This window comes from Streptomyces sp. CA-142005, from assembly GCF_050942335.1.
Classification (GTDB): Bacteria; Actinomycetota; Actinomycetes; order Streptomycetales; family Streptomycetaceae; genus Streptomyces.
Genome location: NZ_CP192078.1, coordinates 6,851,406 through 6,868,883, shown reverse-complemented (window position 1 = coordinate 6,868,883; position 17,478 = coordinate 6,851,406). Strand labels below are relative to the sequence as shown.

The following is a 17,478-nucleotide window of genomic DNA, read 5'->3' as shown; positions in this document are numbered from 1 at the left end:
CGCGCGGAAGGCTCCTTCAGCGCCTCTCGGACTTGGCGCTGCGCGACATCAGCTCCTTGACGGCGACCACCGGGGACTTGCCCTCGTGGACGATGGCGACGACCGTCTCGGTGATGGGCATGTCGACGCCGTGCCTGCGGGCCAGATCCAGCACCGACTCGCAGGACTTGACGCCCTCGGCGGTCTGCTTGGTGACCGCGATGGTCTCCTGCAGGGTCATGCCCTTGCCGAGGTTGGTGCCGAAGGTGTGGTTGCGCGACAGCGGCGAGGAGCAGGTCGCCACCAGGTCGCCGAGGCCCGCGAGTCCGGAGAAGGTCAGCGGGTCGGCGCCGAGCACGACACCGAGCCGCGCGGTCTCGGCGAGGCCCCGGGTGATGAGCGAGCCCTTGGCGTTGTCGCCGAGCCCCATGCCGTCCGCGATGCCGACGGCGAGCCCGATGACGTTCTTCACCGCACCGCCCAGCTCGCAGCCCACCACGTCGGTTTCCGTGTACGGCCGGAAGTACGGCGTGTGGCAGGCGGCCTGGAGGCGCTGGGCGACGGCCTCGTCGGTGCAGGCGACGACGGCGGCGGCGGGCATGCGGGCGGCGATCTCGCGGGCCAGGTTGGGCCCGGTGACGACCGCGATGCGGTCGGAGCCGACCTTGGCGACGTCGTCGATGACCTCGCTCATCCGCATGGTGGAGCCGAGTTCGACGCCCTTCATCAGGGAGACGAGCACGGTGTCCGGGGCGAGCAGCGGGGTCCACTCGGCGAGGTTGGCGCGCAGGGTCTGGGAGGGGACGGACAGGACCGTGAAGTCGGCGTCGGCCGCGGCCTCGGCGGGGTCGGTGGTCGCCCGCATGTTCTCGGGGAGTTCGACGCCCGGCAGGTAGTCGGGGTTGGTGCGGGTCTCGTTGATCGCCTGCGCGACCTCGGCCCGACGCGCCCACAGGGTGACCTGGCAGCCGGCGTCCGCGAGCACCATGCCGAAGGCCGTGCCCCACGAACCGGCGCTGAAGACCGCCGCCTTAACCGCCTTGCTCACTTGCCCTGCCCCTCCGGTTCCTTGCCCTTGGTCTGCACCGTCTGTGCCGTCTGCGACGTCTGCGCCTGGGTGCGGCGCCGCTGTTCGATCCGCTCGCGGCGCGGGTCGTAGGGCGTCTCGGGCGCCTTCTCGCCGCGGATCTCCTCCAGCTGGCGGGTGATGGCCGCCATGATGACCTCGGTGGCCTCCTTGAGCAGCTCCGGGGTCATCTCCTTGTCGTAGAAGCGCGAGAGGTCCACGGGCGGTCCCGCGAGCACGTGATGGGTCTTGCGCGGGAAGAGGTTCGGCTTCTTGGCGTACGGCGGCAGGAGTTCGTTGGCGCCCCACTGGGCGATGGGGACGACCGGGCACTTGGTCTGCAGGGCGACGCGGGCGGCACCGGTCTTGCCGGTCATGGGCCAGCCGTTCGGGTCGCGGGTGAGGGTGCCCTCGGGGTAGAAGGCGACGCACTCGCCGCGCTCCACGGCGTCGATCGCGGCCCGGAAGGCGCTGAGCGCGTCCGTGGACTCGCGGTAGACGGGGATCTGCCCGGTGCCGCGCATGGCGGCGCCGACGAATCCCTTCTTGAAAAGCCCGCTCTTCGCCAGGAATCGCGGAACCCGTCCGGTGTTGTACTGATAGTGCGCGTACGCGAAGGGGTCCACGTGGGAATTGTGGTTCACCACGGTGATAAATCCGCCGTCGGCCGGAATGTGCTCCATTCCGCGCCAGTCCCGCTTGATCAGAACCACCAGCGGCGGTTTGCAGATCACCGCGGCGAAGCGGTACCAGAAGCCGATTCTGCGGCGGGGCACAAGGACACCTTCCTCTAGGGCTGTCACCTCGGCGGGGGGCCGCACAAGTGTCGCTCCGGGCCGCCGGTCTGTCGAGAACACCGTACGCCCCGCCGCCGAAGGCGCCAGATGGCGCGGGGGACAATGATCGTGAACAGAGAGGGACGGTACGCCGGTGCAGTGGACCTTGGTCATCCCCCTGAAGCCCCTGTCGCGGGCCAAGAGCAGGCTCTCCGACACCGCGGGCGACGGGGTGCGCCCCGGGCTGGCGCTCGCCTTCGCTCAGGACACGGTGGCCGCGGCGCTGTCCTGCACGGCCGTGGCGGATGTGGCGGTCGTCACGGACGACGAGCGGGCGGCGCGCGCGCTGGCGGCGCTGGGCGCGCGGATCGTCCCGGACACGCCGGCGAGCGGTCTGAACGCCGCGCTGGCGCACGGGGCGGCCGTCGTACGGGACATACGCCCGCGCACACCGGTCGCGGCCCTGAACGCCGACCTGCCGGCACTGCGCCCGGCGGAACTGGCCGTCGTCCTGGGCGCGGCGGCGGGGTTCTCCCGGGCGTTTCTCGCGGATGCGGCGCAATTGGGCACGACGCTGCTGGCCGCGGGGCCGGACCGGGAATTGCGGCCGGAGTTCGGCGTGGATTCCCGTTCCCGACATCGCGCGTCCGGAGCGGCGGAAATCCGGCTGGCGGGGGTGGATTCGGTACGGCAGGACGTGGACACCGGGGACGACCTGCGGGCGGCGCTGGCCTTGGGCGTCGGCCCGCATACCGCTGCGGTTTCGGCGGGGTTGCTGATCCCGGGGTCCTGAGCCCTGTCGGGGGCGCGGGGCTGTGCCGATGTGCGGCTGCGCCGCGTGGGCGCGCCCAGCCACGACGGACCCGCGGCGCGGACGTCCGCAGCCCCACGGCGAGCCCCGAATCCGAAGACGCCACTAGGCTGCTGCCATGCAGGCCACCGCATACACCTTCGACCCCGAAACCCGCAGCGGACAGGTGCTCCTCGACGACGGCACCCCGGTGCCCTTCGACACCGCCGCGTTCACCGCCGGAGGCCTGTTGCTGCTGCGCCCCGGACAGCGCGTGCGGATCGAGGCGGAGGGAACCGGTGACGCCCTGCGCATCACCCTCGTAACCCTCCAAACCCTGTAACTGCCCTTACATACGCCGCGGGCCGGGCTCCCCAGGGGAGTCCGGCCCGGCGCGTGGGTGCCTGGCGTCCTTACGACGTCGCCTTGCGGGCGGTGGCCTTCTTGGCGGTGGTCTTGCGGGCCGTCGACTTCTTGGCCGGGGCCTTCTTCGCGGTGACCTTCTTCGCCGGGGCCTTCTTGGCCGTCGCCTTCTTGGCGGTGGTCTTCTTCGCCGCGGTGGTCTTGGCGGCCGCCGTGGTCTTCTTGGCGGGCGCCTTCTTCGCCGTGGTCTTCTTCGCGGCGGGCGCCTTCTTCGCCGGCGCCGCCTTCTTGGCCGTGGTCTTCTTCGCGGCCGCCTTGGTGGTCTTCTTCGCGGCGGCCTTCTTGACCGTCGCCGCGGCGCCGCCGGTCAGGCTGCCCTTCGGCGCCTTCTTGACCGAGACCTCGCCACCGCGCGGCAGCTTCTTCGAGCCGCTCACCAGGTCCTTGAAGCCCTGACCGGCGCGGAAGCGCGGCACGGAGGTCTTCTTGACCCGAACCCGCTCGCCCGTCTGGGGGTTGCGGGCGTAGCGGGCGGGGCGGTCCACCTTCTCGAAGGACCCGAAGCCGGTGACCGAGACCCGCTCGCCCGCGACGACCGCGCGGACGATGGCGTCCAGGACATGATCGACAGCGTCGGCGGCCTGCTGGCGGCCACCCACCTTGTCGGCAATCGCTTCTACGAGCTGCGCCTTGTTCACGTCTTCCCCTTCGGAGACATCGCCAGAACGAAAGTGTTCAAGCTTTTTCGCACGTTAGGCAGATATATACCGCAAATCAAACACGAAACGGGCTAATCACCCTTGTGCCGCAACAGACTCGGTGGTCTCGGGCTGTTCAGTCGTCCTCGCCGGGGATCCGACCCTCGTCGAGGTCCGCGTTGAACCGCTCGAGCCGCCTTGCCGCAGCGGCGAGATCGTGCTTGGCCGCGGCCGTAATGACCAGCAGCTTCCGGGTCAGCGCCATCCGTACGCCCTCCGGGACTTGCAGTGCGCGCACCCTTGCGTGCGCTTCCTTCAGTTGGTTCGCGACCGCCGTATAGAGCTGGAGTTGGCCGTCGTGTTCCATGCACAGATTGTGCCATCTGGGGCGAGTTGTCGCCTGCTCAGGGGGCAACTGCCGCCTCGAATGGCCTTCCAGGCACTTGCGCAGGGCGCGATCCCAGCACTCGCGTACCCAGACAACCACCGTCGTAACGTGGCGAGTTGAGCGTCGAGTGAGAAGCTCACGGGGCCGTTCGGGTGCAGACACGGCTGTACCCCCAATCGTGGCGATCGGGGGTACAGAGGGTGTGTTGGGGTGGCCGAAACGCGACCCGGCCGGGTCCGGATCAGCCCTGGAGCGTCCGCGGCTTGTACGACGGCCGCTTGGCCTCGTACGCGGCGATGTCGGCCTCGTTCCGGAGCGTGATGGAGATGTCGTCCAGGCCGTTCAGCAGCCGCCAGCGGGAGTTCTCGTCCAGCTCGAAGGAGGCGGTGATGCCCTCCGCACGAACCTCACGAGCCTCAAGGTCCACAGTGACCTCAGCAGTGGGGTCCTGTTCCGTGAGCTCCCACAGCGCGTCCACGATCTTCTGGTCCAGGACGACCGTGAGCAGGCCGTTCTTCAGCGAGTTGCCCCGGAAGATGTCCGCGAAGCGGGAGGAGATCACGGCCTTGAAGCCGTAGTTCTGCAGCGCCCAGACGGCGTGCTCACGGGAGGAGCCGGTGCCGAAGTCGGGGCCGGCGACCAGGACGGTCGCACCCTGCCGCTCGGGGCGGTTGAGGACGAACTCGGGGTCCTTGCGCCAGGCCTCGAACAGCCCGTCCTCGAACCCGTCGCGCGTGACCTTCTTGAGCCAGTGAGCAGGGATGATCTGGTCGGTGTCGACGTTGCTGCGGCGCAGCGGGACGGCCCGGCCGGTGTGGTGGGTGAAGGCTTCCATGATTTCTCAGACTCCAGCGGGCACAGGGGCGTCGGACAGGTCGGCGGGCGAGGCCAGGTGGCCCAGGACGGCGGTCGCGGCCGCGACCTGCGGCGACACCAGGTGCGTACGGCCGCCCTTGCCCTGCCGGCCCTCGAAGTTGCGGTTGGAGGTGGAGGCGGAGCGCTCGCCCGGGGCCAGCTGGTCGGGGTTCATGCCGAGGCACATCGAGCAGCCCGCGTGCCGCCATTCGGCGCCGGCCTCCTTGAAGACCACGTCCAGGCCCTCGGAGACGGCCTGCAGACCCACGCGCGCGGAGCCCGGGACGACCAGCATCCGTACGCCGTCGGCGACTTTGCGGCCCTGCAGCAGGTCCGCGGCGGCGCGCAGGTCCTCGATCCGGCCGTTGGTGCAGGAGCCTACGAAGACGGTGTCCACCTTGATGGACCGCAGCGGCTGGCCGGCCTCCAACCCCATGTACTCCAGGGCCTTTTCGGCGGCGAGGCGCTCCGAAGCGTCTTCGTACGAAGCCGGGTCGGGGACGGACGCCGAAAGCGGCGCGCCCTGGCCGGGGTTGGTGCCCCAGGTGACGAACGGCGACAGCTCGTCGGCGTTGATCACGACCTCGGCGTCGAACTCGGCGTCGTCGTCGGTGCGCAGCGTCTTCCAGTACTCGACCGCGGCGTCCCAGTCGGCGCCCTCGGGGGCGTGCGGGCGGCCCTTGAGGTACGCGAAGGTGGTCTCGTCGGGGGCGATCATGCCCGCGCGTGCGCCGGCCTCGATCGACATGTTGCAGATGGTCATCCGGGCCTCCATCGAGAGCTTCTCGATGGCGGAGCCGCGGTACTCCAGGATGTAGCCCTGGCCGCCGCCGGTACCGATCTTCGCGATGATCGCCAGGATCAGGTCCTTGGCGGTGACGCCCTCGGGCAGCTCGCCCTCGACCGTGATGGCCATGGTCTTGGGGCGGGCCAGCGGCAGCGTCTGGGTGGCCAGCACGTGCTCGACCTGGGAGGTGCCGATGCCGAACGCCAGCGCGCCGAACGCGCCGTGCGTGGAGGTGTGGGAGTCACCGCAGACCACGGTCGTACCGGGTTGGGTCAGGCCCAGCTGCGGGCCCACCACGTGGACGACGCCCTGCTCGACGTCGCCCAGCGGGTGCAGCCGCACCCCGAACTCGGCGCAGTTCTTGCGCAGCGTCTCCAGCTGGGCGCGCGAGACCGGGTCCGCGATGGGCTTGTCGATGTCGAGGGTCGGGGTGTTGTGATCCTCGGTGGCGATGGTGAGGTCGAGGCGGCGCACCTGACGGCCGTTCTTGCGCAGCCCGTCGAAGGCCTGCGGGCTGGTCACCTCGTGCAGCAGGTGCAGATCGATGAAGAGGAGGTCGGGCTCGCCCTCGGCGCGCCGGACGACGTGGTCGTCCCAGACCTTCTCCGCGAGTGTCCTACCCATCGCTTTCCCTCCGGCCGGCAAGCGTGCACCGGCCCAACTAGAGATCTTGAGGAGGAGACGCCCGCGCCCCAGGTGTCGTGATTCCGGGCGTCCACCACCGGGCCCGTTGGTCTGCGGGCCGCTGTGTGATTCCAGAGTGGCGCGTTCCACGGAAAATTGAACTTGCGTTTCACAGAGTGAGACGCGAGTATCGTTGCATGGACAACAGTAGCGGCGTCGGCGTTCTGGACAAGGCGGCCCTCGTCCTGAGCGCTCTGGAGTCCGGTCCGGCCACCCTCGCGGGTCTGGTCGGCGCGACCGGACTGGCACGACCCACGGCTCACCGCCTGGCCGTGGCTTTGGAACACCACCGCATGGTGGCACGCGACATGCAGGGCCGTTTCATTCTCGGCCCGCGCCTCGCGGAACTGGCGGCGGCGGCCGGTGAGGACCGCCTGCTCGCGACGGCGGGCCCCGTGCTCACCCACCTCCGCGATGTCACCGGCGAGAGTGCGCAGCTCTACCGACGCCAGGGTGACATGCGGATCTGTGTGGCCGCGGCGGAACGCCTGTCCGGCCTTCGGGACACCGTCCCGGTCGGTTCCACGCTCACGATGAAGGCCGGCTCCTCGGCGCAGATCCTGCTCGCCTGGGAGGAGCCCGAGCGCCTGCACCGCGGCCTGCAGGGCGCCCGCTTCACGGCGACGGCCCTGTCGGGCGTACGGCGGCGCGGCTGGGCCCAGTCCATCGGCGAGCGCGAGCCGGGCGTCGCGTCGGTGTCCGCGCCGGTGCGCGGCCCCTCCAACCGCGTCGTGGCCGCGGTGTCCGTCTCCGGCCCGATCGAGCGTCTGACGCGCCATCCCGGCCGTATGCACGCCCAGGCGGTCATCGACGCCGCCGGCCGTCTCTCGGAGGCCCTGCGCCGCTCGGGCTGAGCCCGCACCCGGGAACTCGAGGAAACGCCGAGGAGGGCCTGCCTCAACGCCGCGGCAGGCCCTCCTTGCTCCCCCGGTCCCCCCGGTCAGCCGGTCTTCTCGGTCACCGCGCCCTGCTGTGAGCGGTACGCGAACCGGTCCTTGGCGTACCGGCCCCGCTTCTCCAGCGGAATCTGCCCGTGCGCGGCCGCGAGGCCGAAGGCCGGCATGTCCCCGTAGATCGCCTCGTACGAGCCCTCCGGCACGACGTACGTCTCGTGCCAGATCCCGACCTGCCCACGCAGCTTCCCGCTGCGCTCCTTGCGGTTGAGCGTCGCCCACGCCCGGTGGTGGAAGGCGTCCTGTGCGGTCGCGTAGGCGTACAGCCTCTCCTTCGACTCCCAGTACTGCACGACGTAGTACGTGCGCGGCGAAGCCGTCAGCAGCACATGGCTGCGGAGGCCCCGTGCGGGCTCCTTTCCAAGCTCCCGCAGCATCCGGAGCATCGCGAGCATCACCGGCAGCCACAGACGCACCGCCCGGAAGCGGTTGATGCGCATGCCGATCAGCAGGACGACGACCTCGCCCTTCGCGTCGGCGGTCGTACGGGACACCATGACGTGACTTCCCCCTCATTGGTGAGCGGCGCTATCCAAGTGTCAATGATTGGATAGTGCCGTTATCCAAGAAGGGGCGCAAGACATGCGGCTGGCCGAACTGAGCAGACGCAGCGGTGTGTCCACCGCGACGATCAAGTACTACCTGCGCGAAGGCCTGTTGCCGCCGGGCCGGCAGCTCAACACGACCACGGCCGAGTACGACGAGGAGCACCTGCGCCGGCTGCGGCTGGTGCGGGCGATGATCCAGGTCGGCGGGCTCCCGGTGGCCACGGTCCGGGAGGTGCTGCGGAACGTCGACGACGAGTCCCTGAGCCGCACGATCCGGCTGGGCGCAGCCCTGTGGGCGCTGCCGCAGGTGCCGGAGCCGGACGAGGAGGACGACTTCGTGCGGGCCGCGCACCAGGAGGCGGACGGGCTGCTGGAGACGCTGGGCTGGTCCAACGCCCGGCTGCTGACGACCATCTCGCCCGCGTACCGCTCCCTGGTGGTCGCGGTGGCCGCGTTCCGCCGGCTCGGCTACGACTGGGGCACCGAACTGCTGCTGGAGTACGGGAAGTTGATGCACCAGGTGGCGAAACTCGACCTGGACTTCGTGGAGACGCATCCGTCGGAGGCGGAGAAGGTGGAGACGGCGGTGCTCGGGGCCGTACTGACCGAGCCGATGCTGCAGGCGCTGCGCCGGCTGGCCCAGGAGGAGGAGTCGGGCCGGCGGTACGGCTTCGAGTAGGGCAACCGGGTACGGCGAAGGCCCCCCACCGAGGTGGAGGGCCTTCCCTGTGCGTACCCCCGACCGGATTCGAACCGGCGCTACCGCCTTGAGAGGGCGGCGTGCTAGGCCGCTACACAACGGGGGCGTGGACTCTGCGTTTCCGCAGGTCCGAGCTGGTCTACCTGGACTCGAACCAAGACTAACTGAACCAGAATCAGTCGTGCTGCCAATTACACCATAGACCAATGATGGTTTAGACCAGTCGTACCCCCGACCGGATTCGAACCGGCGCTACCGCCTTGAGAGGGCGGCGTGCTAGGCCGCTACACAACGGGGGCCCTAGCGATCCCGAATGGATCAGGATCAGTACCCCCGACCGGATTCGAACCGGCGCTACTGCCTTGAGAGGGCAGCGTGCTAGGCCGCTACACAACGGGGGCTTTGCAGATAAGCTCTGCGAGCTGGCCTACCTGGACTCGAACCAAGACTAACTGAACCAGAATCAGTCGTGCTGCCAATTACACCATAGGCCACTGGAACTCAAGCCCCTGCGGGGTCTCGTTCTAGCGTGCTCCGTGGGGCTCCGGCCTTCCGGCCCGCTCCCCTCGGCGCAGGAAGAACATTACCTGAAGGTGGACGGGGCTCCAAAACGGGTATCCGCGCGGACGAGCGCGGGGAGTTCGGCGAGGGTCGAGATCCGACGGCAGACGACCTCCCCGACGGCCTGTACGGCGCCCGTCCCGCGATCGATCCACACGGACAGCAGCCCGGCCTCCGCGGCGCCCCGCCCGTCGATCTCCGGGTGGTCACCGACGTACGCCACCTCGTACGGAGGCAGCCCCAGCGCCTCGCAGGCCGCCAGGAAGGCGCCGGCCTCCGGCTTGGACACGCCCAGCTCGGCGGCGCACAGCACGACCTCGAAGCGGTCGAGGAGGCCGAGGGTGCGCAGCTTGTGCTCCTGGACCGTGAGGCTGGAGTTGGACAGCACCGCGTGCCGGTGGCTGGCGGAGAGTGCCTCCAGAGCGGGCAGGACGTCCGGGAAGAGGGTCCAGGCGGCCTCGTAGTACCCGATGTACCGCTGGAACCAGGCGTCGCACTCGGCATCGGTCAGCTCCGCGTCCAGAAACACCCGCACGCGGTCGCGCCGCTGCCCCTCGAAGCTGACCTCCCCCGCCGAGAACCGCGCCCACTGCCGGTCGGTGATCTCCCGCCACCGGCCGAGCGCCTCCTCGGGGCTGCCGTACCCCGCGAGCAGCCCCTCCGCCGCCAGATGCGCCCGCATCCCCTCACGGTCGGCGGAGGTGTAGTCGAAGAGGGTGTCGTCGACGTCCCAGACCACGGCTCTGATCGTCATGCCACCGACGGTACTGCCGGGCCGCGGCCCGCGTCCGGGCAAGCGTGACCACAGGGTGTGACGGAGGTCACACGGCGTGTGCGCGTGTTCGCCGCTCTGCTGCGGTTCGAGGGGCCGTGGAAGCGGCACTGCCGGACGCGAGAGCCCGGACACGCCTCCGCTCGGCCGGATGGGTCATGGCGGCGTGAAGGTACTCGGCCGTCGCCCCCGGACTCGGCGCCCGTCCGGGTTCGCGATGCCGTGGAGAAGCATGTTCATGAGCCACTACCTGATCGACGAAGCCGACACGCAGTGACCAACGCCTGAGGGGCGGCGCCCGGAACCTCGGGTGCCGCCCCTTAGGCACGCTTCGGTCACGCGGTGAGCTTCACCAGCGCCGCGTCGATCCGGGCCAGCGTCTTCTCCCTGCCCAGGACTTCCAGGGACTCGAAGAGCGGCAGGCCGACGGTGCGGCCGGTGACGGCGACGCGGACCGGGGCCTGGGCCTTGCCGAGCTTGAGGCCGTACACCTCGCCGGCGGCCAGGACGGCCTCCTTCAGGGACTCGGGGGAGGTCCAGTCGGCCGACTGCAGCTTCTCCCGGGCCGTGCGGAGCAGGGCGTCGCTGCCCTCCTTCATCGCCTTGGCCCAGGACGCCTCGTCCTCGACCGGCTCCGGCAGGAAGAGGAAGTCGACGTTGTCGGTGATCTCCGAGAGCACCTTCAGACGGGTCTGGGCGTGCGGGGCGATCGCCTGCCACTTGGCCTCGTCGAACTCCTCGGGCGCCCAGGGGGCGAACGGGGCCTTCAGCCACGGGCGGCAGCGCTCGGTGAACTCCTTCACATCCAGCATGCGGATGTGGTCGCCGTTGATCGCCTCGCACTTCTTCAGGTCGAAGCGCGCCGGGTTGGGGTTCACGTCGGAGATGTCGAAGGCGGCGACCATCTCGGCGATCGTGAAGATGTCCTGGTCCGCGGAGAGCGACCAGCCCAGCAGCGACAGGTAGTTGAGCAGGCCCTCGGGCAGGAAGCCCCGCTCGCGGTAGAGGTTCAGCGACGACTGCGGGTCGCGCTTGGAGAGCTTCTTGTTGCCCTCGCCCATCACGTAGGGCAGGTGCCCGAACTGCGGAGTCTGCTTGGCGATGCCCAGCTCCGTCAGCGCCTTGTACAGGGCGATCTGGCGGGGGGTGGAGGAGAGCAGGTCCTCGCCGCGCAGGACGTGGGTGATCTCCATCAGGGCGTCGTCGACCGGGTTCACCAGCGTGTACAGCGGGGCGCCGTTCGCGCGGACGATGCCGTAGTCCGGCACGTTCTCCGGGGTGAAGGTCAGCTCGCCGCGCACCAGGTCGGTGAAGGTGATCGTCTCGTCCGGCATCCGGAAGCGGACGATGGGCGTGCGGCCCTGCGCCTGGTACTCCTCGACCTGCTCGGCGCTCAGATCGCGGCAGTGGCCGTCGTAGCCGGAGGGCTTGCCGGCGGCGCGGGCGGCCTCGCGGCGGGTGTCCAGCTCCTCCTGGGAGCAGTAGCAGTGGTAGGCGTGGCCGGCGTCCAGCAGCTTCCGGGCGACGTCGGCGTAGATGTCCATGCGCTGCGACTGGCGGTACGGCGCGTGCGGGCCGCCGACCTCGGGGCCCTCGTCCCAGTCGAAGCCGAGCCAGCGCATCGCGTCGAGCAGCTGGTTGTAGGACTCCTCGGAGTCGCGGGCGGCGTCGGTGTCCTCGATGCGGAAGACCAGGGTGCCCTGGTGGTGCCGGGCGAACGCCCAGTTGAACAGGGCGGTGCGGACCAGGCCCACGTGCGGGTTACCGGTGGGCGAGGGACAGAAACGGACGCGTACGGGTGAGCCGGATGCGCTAGCCACGCTTGACAACCTTGTTGGTGAGAGTGCCGATGCCTTCGATGGAGACGGCGACCTCGTCGCCGACGTTCAGGGGGCCGACCCCCGCGGGGGTGCCGGTGAGGATGACGTCGCCGGGGAGCAGGGTCATGGCCTCGGAGATGTTGACGACCAGGTCCTCGATGGGGTGGACCATCTCGCTCGTACGGCCCAGCTGGCGCTGTTCGCCGTTGACCGTGAGCTGGACGGTGAGGTCGTTCGCGCGGTCGAGGTCGAGGCCGGTCTCCACCCAGGGGCCGAGCGGGCAGGAGGTGTCGAAGCCCTTGGCCCGGGCCCACTGCTTCTCACGGCGCTGCACATCGCGGGCGGTGACGTCGTTGGCGCAGGTGTAGCCGAAGATCACGTCCTTGACGCGCTCGCGCGGCACCTCGCGGCACATGCGGCCGATGACGACGGCCAGCTCGGCCTCGTGGTGCAGTTCCTCGGAGAAGGAGGGGTACTGGATGTCGTCGCCGGGGCCGATCACCGAGGTGGACGGCTTGAAGAAGGCGAAGGGGGCGTCCGGCACCTCGTTGCCCAGCTCGCGCGCGTGCTCGGCGTAGTTGCGGCCGAACGCCACGACCTTGTTGGGGAGTACCGGCGGGAGCAGCCTGACCTTGCTCAGCGGCACCTTCGTGCCGGACAGCTCGTAGTCCGCGAACGGGATGCCCTTGATGATGTCGAGGACGAGTTCGTCCTGCTTGTCGCCCTCGACCGCGCCGAAGGCTACGTTCCCGTCGATGGAGAACCTGGCGATGCGCACGGGATCCTTGCGCCCCTTACTGAGAACCGGCGTACTGACGCCCCAGGTTAACCGGTCGGGCCGCCGGACGTTCGGCCGGTGCGACGGGGCTCCCGGCGTTTTTCCGGTGCGGGAATCGGGCCGCCCGGAATTCGGGGTTCGCGGTGTTCGGCGTGCGCCCCGGCGGGCCCCGGCCTGCGGCCGTACGGTGCGCCGGCGGCCGTGGGAGCACGGCCACCGGCGTGCTGCGGATGATCGCCGAGGCGCCCCGGAAAGCGGTCCGGAGGGAATTCCGGGGGGCGCGTCACCGCCGGGCCGGGTGTCGTACGAAAACGGGATCCCGGAAATTCAGCGGAATAGGTGAGCGCCGGTCGGCTGCCGTCCGGGCAGGTCGGCTACTCTCCGGCGGTGGCCGTCGCACCGGCCGGGACGTCCACCAGCACCGTGCGCCGCGGGTTGGCCGTCTGGGTGGGGAGCTCGAGGGAGTGCTCCGGCGACTCGGGGGTCTGCAGTTCGTCGGCGTCCGCCAGATGCGCCAGGGTGGTGCGTCGCGGGTTGGCGATCTTGTGGAACATCATCGTCGTCTTCACCGTTGTGATCCTGTGCCCTCGGGTCGAGTGGGTTGTCAGAGTCGTCCCTCTTGTAAAGCGTCAGGCTAAACATCCAATTCCCCACCGACGGCGCCAACCGCCCCCGAGGTGGGTGTGAGTTTGCTCACGAGCTCGCGGACAATTCGGTCAAACCTCCTGGTCAATACAGCCCAGCGAAACGGACATTGACCCACTGAAGCCATCATTCCGCTCCTGATCATGGCGACTCAGACACCTGACACCGAGCGGCGAGTCGCAGGGATACGCCCGTTATGTTGGGGATCTGCGTCCACTGCTGGTGACGCGGCACTCACAGCCCGTCACGGAGGTCACAGCTCGGGGCACGGCTCTTGTTGGAGATCCGGCACTGTGCTGGAATTCCACGGACCGCCGCGGGGATCGAGCCGGCGCACAAGGGGCGCGAAGCAGCGCCGAGTGGCGGGTGAGACAGGGGGAACCAGCGCCGGTCACTCAAGACCATCGGGGGGCGTTTTCAGGGCGCTCCCCACACGCCGACACCGTGTCCCTCCGTTCGCGCGGAGGGGCGCCTGGTCCAGAGGTTGCGACGCTAGTGCAGGGACGTTTCAAGAGGGATGGCAGCGCTTCGGCGGAGCCGGAGTCGCACGACGGGACTGGCCCCATGAAGGGCAGCTCCTCGCCCCAGCACGCCCAGAACCCGGGCCCGGCCCCGTCCGCGGACGGCGGTGAGCGCGGCGGACGGCCCGGCGTGTCGGTCACGTCGGCCGCGACCGGGACCGGCACCTCCGGCGCCGCCCCCGCGCCGGCCATCAAGCCCGTCAAGGGCTCCACCGGCCCCGGCTCCCGCATGGCGCTGCGCAACTGGCGCATCTCCACGCGTCTGGTGTCGCTGCTCGCGCTCCCCGTGGTCGCGGCGACCTCGCTGGGTGCGCTGCGCATCGACCAGAACATCACCGACATCCAGCAGCTCGACAACATGAAGCTGCTGACGGACATGACCAAGCAGGCGACCGAGCTGGCCCAGGCGCTCCAGGACGAGCGCGACCAGTCCGCCGGTCCCATGGCGCACGGCCTGAGCGCGAACGACTACACGGTCAAGGCCTACCGGGGCAAGACCGACCGGGCCCTGTCGAACTTCGAGAACTCCACCCAGGACATCGACGCCGCCAGCAAGGACGGTCAGCTCCAGGGCGTTCGCGACAACCTCGTCGGCATCTTCAACCAGCTCGACCAGCTGGCCAAGATCCGCAAGGGCGCCTACTCGACCAAGGACAACTCGACCCAGACGATCGAGTCCTACCACCGGCTGATCACCCAGCTGATCGACCTGTCCCAGGACATGGCCCAGGCGTCCAGCAACCCGGAGATGATCTCGCGCACCCGCGCCCTGGCGGCGTTCTCCACCGCCAAGGAGTACGCCTCCGTGCAGCGCGCCACGATCGCCGCCGCGCTGCCCGCGACCCCGTCCACCAAGGGCGACCTGTCGACGAACGACCGCCTCTACGGCCAGTCGGCGTACCAGAGCGAGAACTCCGAGATCGCGATCTTCCGGAAGATCTACGCGAACAACAACGCCGAGGAACTCCTCAAGCCGATCGACGAGGGCAACCCGACGATCGAGGCCGCGGACACCTACGCCAAGCGCGTCCTCGACTCCCCCGACGGCCTCCAGAGCCTGAACGCCCGCTCGTACAAGGACTGGGTGGACGACAGCTCGACCAAGATCGATCAGATGAAGAAGATCGAGCACACGCTGCTCGAGGAGATGGAGCAGAAGGCCCGCGAGCTGAAGAGCGCCACCCAGCGTGACGCCATCATCTCCGGTGCCCTGATCCTCCTCGTGCTCGGTGTGTCGCTGGTCGGCGCCTTCGTCGTGGCCCGCTCCATGATCCGCTCGCTGCGCCGTCTGCAGGAGACCGCGACCAAGGTCGCCCAGGACCGTCTGCCCGAGCTGGTCAAGCAGCTGTCGGAGTCCGACCCGCAGGACGTCGACACCTCCGTGGAGTCGGTCGGTGTGCACTCCCGGGACGAGATCGGCCAGGTGGCCGCGGCCTTCGACGACGTGCACCGCGAGGCGGTCCGCCTCGCCGCCGAGCAGGCCCTGCTGCGGGGCAACGTCAACGCGATGTTCACCAACCTCTCGCGCCGCTCCCAGGGTCTGATCCAGCGCCAGCTGTCGCTGATCTCCGAGCTGGAGTCCCGCGAGGCCGACCCGGACCAGCTGTCCTCGCTGTTCAAGCTCGACCACCTCGCGACGCGTATGCGCCGTAACGGTGAGAACCTCCTCGTCCTCGCGGGTGAGGAGCCCGGCCGCCGCTGGACCCGCCCGGTCCCGCTGGTCGACGTGCTCCGCGCCGCCGCGTCCGAGGTGGAGCAGTACGAGCGCATCGAGCTGGCCTCCGTGCCGACCACCGAGGTCGCCGGCCGCGTGGTCAACGACCTCGTCCACCTGCTCGCCGAGCTGCTGGAGAACGCCACCTCGTTCTCCTCGCCGCAGACCAAGGTCAAGGTCACCGGTCACGCGCTGCCCGACGGCCGGGTGCTGATCGAGATCCACGACACCGGTATCGGCCTGTCCCCCGAGGACCTCGCGGCGATCAACGAGCGGCTCGCCTCGCCGCCCACCGTGGACGTCTCCGTCTCCCGCCGCATGGGCCTCTTCGTGGTCGGCCGGCTCTCCCAGCGGCACGGCATCCGCATCCAGCTGCGCCCGTCCGACTCCGGTGGTACGACCGCGCTGGTCATGCTGCCGGTGGACGTGGCCCAGGGCGGCAAGAAGCCGGCTTCCGGCAAGCCGGGCGCGCCCGTCGCGACCGGTGGCCCGGCCGCCGCGCAGGCGGCCGCCGGTGCGGCCGCGGCCCGGCGCCAGGCCGGCAACGGGGGCGGCGGTGCCCTCGGTGGTGCCCCGTCCGGTGGCGGTCTGCACGGTGCGGGTTCCGCTCCGCGCGGCCAGGTCGGCGCCGGCCAGGGTCCCCGGGCCGCGCTGCCCGGTACCGGTCAGGGTGGCCGTCCCGGTGCGCCGGGCGGTGCCCGCGGCCCCCAGGGCGGTCCCGGTCTCGGTGGCCCGCTGGGCCGGCCGGCGCCCGCGGGCGCGGGTGCGGGCGGCTTCGGCGGTCAGGCGCCCGGCGCCCCGCAGGGCATGCAGTCCGCGAACCCGGGCGGCCCGCAGCAGGACGCCTTCGGCGGCCGTGGCGCGCAGCGGCCCGGTGCCGCCTCCGACCAGGGCCGCCAGCCCCAGCTGCCGCCGCGCGGCGGCCCGCGGGCCGAGCTGCCCGGCGGTGACCAGCAGCCGCGCACCCCGGACTGGGCCGACGCCCAGAGCCCGCTGTCGCGTGCCTCGCTGGACGCCCCGCGCGGCCACGACGAGCAGGACCCGGCGCACACCGCGCGCATGCCCCGCGTCGACGACCGGCAGGGTCCGGGCTCGACCGCGGAGATGCCCCGGATCGACGCACAGGGCCCGTCCGCCACGGGCGAGTTCCCGCGCCCGGACCTGAACGGCCTGGGCGGTCCCCAGCACACCGGTCAGTTCGCGCGTCCCGAGAACCCGCACCAGACCGGCCAGTTCGCGCGTCCCGAAAACCCGCAGCAGACCGGTCAGTTCGCCCGCCCCGACGCTCCTCAGCTGCCCGGTCGGTTCGACGGTCCCGGCGCCGGGGACGGCTCGGGTCAGTTCGTCCGCTCCGACGTCTTCGGCACGCCGGCGCCGCGGCAGGACGACCCCGCGCGCAACTCGGGCCACAACACGGGCCAGTTCGCGGCCCCGCAGGGCTACGAGGGCGGCTACGACGGCAGCTCCACCGGCCGCCACGCCCTGCCCGGGCGCCAGAACCCGGCCCACACCGGCCAGTTCGAGCGCCCGCAGCCGACCGGCCGGGACGGCTTCGGCGGCCAGCGTCCGCAGGTCCCGCAGCAGCAGCGTCCGGTCCACCGTGAGCCGGAGGCCCTGCCGCCGGCGAGCGGCCCGGTCGACGGCCGTACCCCGCTGTACGACACGCTGGAGACCAACTGGTTCCACGGCGGTTCGCAGCAGCAGGAGCCCGCGCAGCAGCAGCCGGCGTCCGCCCCGGCTCCGCAGCGTCCCGCGGGCACGAACGGCAACGGCTCCACCACCGGCTCCTGGCGCACCTCGCCGAACGACGAGTTCGTCCGCCAGGCAGAACGCGTCCGGCAGCCCGCGGCGGGCGGTGTCACCACCTCCGGCCTGCCGCGCCGGGTGCCCCGGGCGAACCTCGTCCCGGGCACGGCTCAGCAGCAACAGCACCAAACCGGTCCGCAGGTCTCGCGTGCGCCCGATGACGTACGCGGACGGCTGACCAATCTCCGTCGGGGCATCGCTCAGGGCCGTCAGGCCGGCAGCGGCCAGACCGGCAGCTTCCCGAGCCCCACTCACCAGCAGGAGCGTTAGTTGA

16 protein-coding genes and 5 tRNA genes are annotated in these 17,478 nt (G+C 70.4%); 5 read left to right on the top strand and 16 right to left on the bottom strand.

Annotated elements, in window-relative coordinates:
- Positions 1-16: 16 nt before the first annotated feature.
- Together ACQPXS_RS32125 and ACQPXS_RS32120 are read right to left on the bottom strand one after the other, a co-directional pair.
- Complete coding sequence (locus ACQPXS_RS32125; protein WP_351807216.1) at positions 17-1,027, bottom strand: NAD(P)H-dependent glycerol-3-phosphate dehydrogenase; 1,011 nt, start codon at positions 1,025-1,027, stop codon at positions 17-19.
- Positions 1,024-1,821, bottom strand: a complete 798-nt coding sequence (locus tag ACQPXS_RS32120; RefSeq protein WP_351807217.1) for a lysophospholipid acyltransferase family protein — start codon at positions 1,819-1,821, stop codon at positions 1,024-1,026. The genes ACQPXS_RS32125 and ACQPXS_RS32120 overlap by 4 nt, the downstream gene beginning before the upstream one ends.
- 154 nt (positions 1,822-1,975) lie before the next feature.
- Between ACQPXS_RS32120 and cofC the strand changes: the two genes are divergently transcribed.
- Both cofC and ACQPXS_RS32110 read left to right on the top strand, forming a co-directional pair.
- A complete protein-coding gene (gene cofC, locus ACQPXS_RS32115) occupies positions 1,976-2,614 on the top strand; it encodes a 2-phospho-L-lactate guanylyltransferase (RefSeq protein WP_433452803.1) in 639 nt (212 codons plus the stop codon).
- A 136-nt stretch (positions 2,615-2,750) separates the two neighbouring features.
- A complete protein-coding gene (locus ACQPXS_RS32110; RefSeq protein ID WP_433452801.1) occupies positions 2,751-2,954 on the top strand; it encodes a hypothetical protein in 204 nt (67 codons plus the stop codon).
- A 70-nt stretch (positions 2,955-3,024) separates the two neighbouring features.
- On the opposite strand, the gene ACQPXS_RS32105 is transcribed toward ACQPXS_RS32110, so the two are convergent.
- From ACQPXS_RS32105 to leuC, 4 genes are all read right to left on the bottom strand, one after another.
- The gene (locus tag ACQPXS_RS32105; protein WP_433452799.1) at positions 3,025-3,672 is read right to left on the bottom strand and encodes an HU family DNA-binding protein; all 648 of its coding nucleotides are present in this window, start codon (positions 3,670-3,672) and stop codon (positions 3,025-3,027) included.
- Between the two features lie 136 nt (positions 3,673-3,808).
- Positions 3,809-4,039 carry a hypothetical protein gene (locus ACQPXS_RS32100; RefSeq protein ID WP_351807221.1) on the bottom strand — a complete coding sequence of 77 codons (231 nt, stop codon included), beginning with the start codon at positions 4,037-4,039 and terminating at the stop codon, positions 3,809-3,811.
- Between the two features lie 262 nt (positions 4,040-4,301).
- Positions 4,302-4,895: a 3-isopropylmalate dehydratase small subunit gene (leuD, locus tag ACQPXS_RS32095; RefSeq protein ID WP_365329684.1), complete on the bottom strand. Its 594-nt coding sequence runs from the start codon at positions 4,893-4,895 to the stop codon at positions 4,302-4,304.
- A gap of 6 nt (positions 4,896-4,901) precedes the next feature.
- Positions 4,902-6,326, bottom strand: a complete 1,425-nt coding sequence (leuC, locus tag ACQPXS_RS32090) for a 3-isopropylmalate dehydratase large subunit (RefSeq protein WP_433452797.1) — start codon at positions 6,324-6,326, stop codon at positions 4,902-4,904.
- A gap of 197 nt (positions 6,327-6,523) precedes the next feature.
- Between leuC and ndgR the strand changes: the two genes are divergently transcribed.
- A complete protein-coding gene (ndgR, locus tag ACQPXS_RS32085; protein WP_014675221.1) occupies positions 6,524-7,240 on the top strand; it encodes an IclR family transcriptional regulator NdgR in 717 nt (238 codons plus the stop codon).
- Positions 7,241-7,326: 86 nt separating this feature from the next.
- Here the strand turns inward: ndgR and ACQPXS_RS32080 are convergent, their stop codons facing one another.
- Positions 7,327-7,836, bottom strand: a complete 510-nt coding sequence (locus ACQPXS_RS32080; RefSeq protein ID WP_433452795.1) for a DUF4188 domain-containing protein — start codon at positions 7,834-7,836, stop codon at positions 7,327-7,329.
- An 85-nt stretch (positions 7,837-7,921) separates the two neighbouring features.
- Here ACQPXS_RS32080 and ACQPXS_RS32075 point away from each other — a divergent pair, with 85 nt between their 5' ends.
- Positions 7,922-8,566, top strand: coding sequence for a MerR family transcriptional regulator (locus ACQPXS_RS32075; protein ID WP_351807226.1), 645 nt, complete (start codon positions 7,922-7,924; stop codon positions 8,564-8,566).
- A 54-nt stretch (positions 8,567-8,620) separates the two neighbouring features.
- On the opposite strand, the gene ACQPXS_RS32070 is transcribed toward ACQPXS_RS32075, so the two are convergent.
- The 9 genes from ACQPXS_RS32070 to ACQPXS_RS32030 all read right to left on the bottom strand — a co-directional run bounded on the left by ACQPXS_RS32070 (position 8,621) and on the right by ACQPXS_RS32030 (position 13,087).
- Positions 8,621-8,693, bottom strand: a tRNA-Glu gene (locus ACQPXS_RS32070).
- 28 nt (positions 8,694-8,721) lie between these two features.
- Positions 8,722-8,793: transfer RNA gene (locus ACQPXS_RS32065), tRNA-Gln, on the bottom strand.
- A 20-nt stretch (positions 8,794-8,813) separates the two neighbouring features.
- Positions 8,814-8,886 (bottom strand) — tRNA-Glu (locus ACQPXS_RS32060).
- A 29-nt stretch (positions 8,887-8,915) separates the two neighbouring features.
- Positions 8,916-8,988 (bottom strand) — tRNA-Glu (locus tag ACQPXS_RS32055).
- 21 nt (positions 8,989-9,009) lie between these two features.
- A tRNA-Gln gene (locus ACQPXS_RS32050) sits at positions 9,010-9,081 on the bottom strand.
- Positions 9,082-9,170: 89 nt separating this feature from the next.
- Entirely contained in the window at positions 9,171-9,902 is a 732-nt protein-coding gene (locus tag ACQPXS_RS32045; protein WP_433452793.1) for an HAD family hydrolase, read from the bottom strand.
- A gap of 353 nt (positions 9,903-10,255) precedes the next feature.
- A complete protein-coding gene (gene gltX, locus ACQPXS_RS32040) occupies positions 10,256-11,740 on the bottom strand; it encodes a glutamate--tRNA ligase (protein ID WP_433452790.1) in 1,485 nt (494 codons plus the stop codon).
- Complete coding sequence (locus ACQPXS_RS32035) at positions 11,733-12,518, bottom strand: fumarylacetoacetate hydrolase family protein (protein WP_351807230.1); 786 nt, start codon at positions 12,516-12,518, stop codon at positions 11,733-11,735. The genes gltX and ACQPXS_RS32035 overlap by 8 nt, the downstream gene beginning before the upstream one ends.
- Positions 12,519-12,892: 374 nt before the next feature.
- Positions 12,893-13,087, bottom strand: coding sequence for a hypothetical protein (locus ACQPXS_RS32030; protein ID WP_356305839.1), 195 nt, complete (start codon positions 13,085-13,087; stop codon positions 12,893-12,895).
- 571 nt (positions 13,088-13,658) lie between these two features.
- Between ACQPXS_RS32030 and ACQPXS_RS32025 the strand changes: the two genes are divergently transcribed.
- Positions 13,659-17,474 carry a nitrate- and nitrite sensing domain-containing protein gene (locus tag ACQPXS_RS32025; protein ID WP_433452789.1) on the top strand — a complete coding sequence of 1,272 codons (3,816 nt, stop codon included), beginning with the start codon at positions 13,659-13,661 and terminating at the stop codon, positions 17,472-17,474.
- The last annotated feature ends 4 nt before the right edge of the window (positions 17,475-17,478 follow it).

What these genes read in the sequence shown, in the direction of transcription:
- ACQPXS_RS32110 (WP_433452801.1), top strand. Translation starts at nt 2,751, where the DNA reads ATGCAGGCCACCGCATACACCTTCGACCCCGAAACCCGCAGCGGACAG.
- ACQPXS_RS32100 (WP_351807221.1), bottom strand. Translation starts at nt 4,039, where the DNA reads ATGGAACACGACGGCCAACTCCAGCTCTATACGGCGGTCGCGAACCAA.
- leuD (WP_365329684.1), bottom strand. Translation starts at nt 4,895, where the DNA reads ATGGAAGCCTTCACCCACCACACCGGCCGGGCCGTCCCGCTGCGCCGC.
- leuC (WP_433452797.1), bottom strand. Translation starts at nt 6,326, where the DNA reads ATGGGTAGGACACTCGCGGAGAAGGTCTGGGACGACCACGTCGTCCGG.
- ndgR (WP_014675221.1), top strand. Translation starts at nt 6,524, where the DNA reads ATGGACAACAGTAGCGGCGTCGGCGTTCTGGACAAGGCGGCCCTCGTC.
- ACQPXS_RS32080 (WP_433452795.1), bottom strand. Translation starts at nt 7,836, where the DNA reads ATGGTGTCCCGTACGACCGCCGACGCGAAGGGCGAGGTCGTCGTCCTG.
- ACQPXS_RS32075 (WP_351807226.1), top strand. Translation starts at nt 7,922, where the DNA reads ATGCGGCTGGCCGAACTGAGCAGACGCAGCGGTGTGTCCACCGCGACG.
- ACQPXS_RS32045 (WP_433452793.1), bottom strand. Translation starts at nt 9,902, where the DNA reads ATGACGATCAGAGCCGTGGTCTGGGACGTCGACGACACCCTCTTCGAC.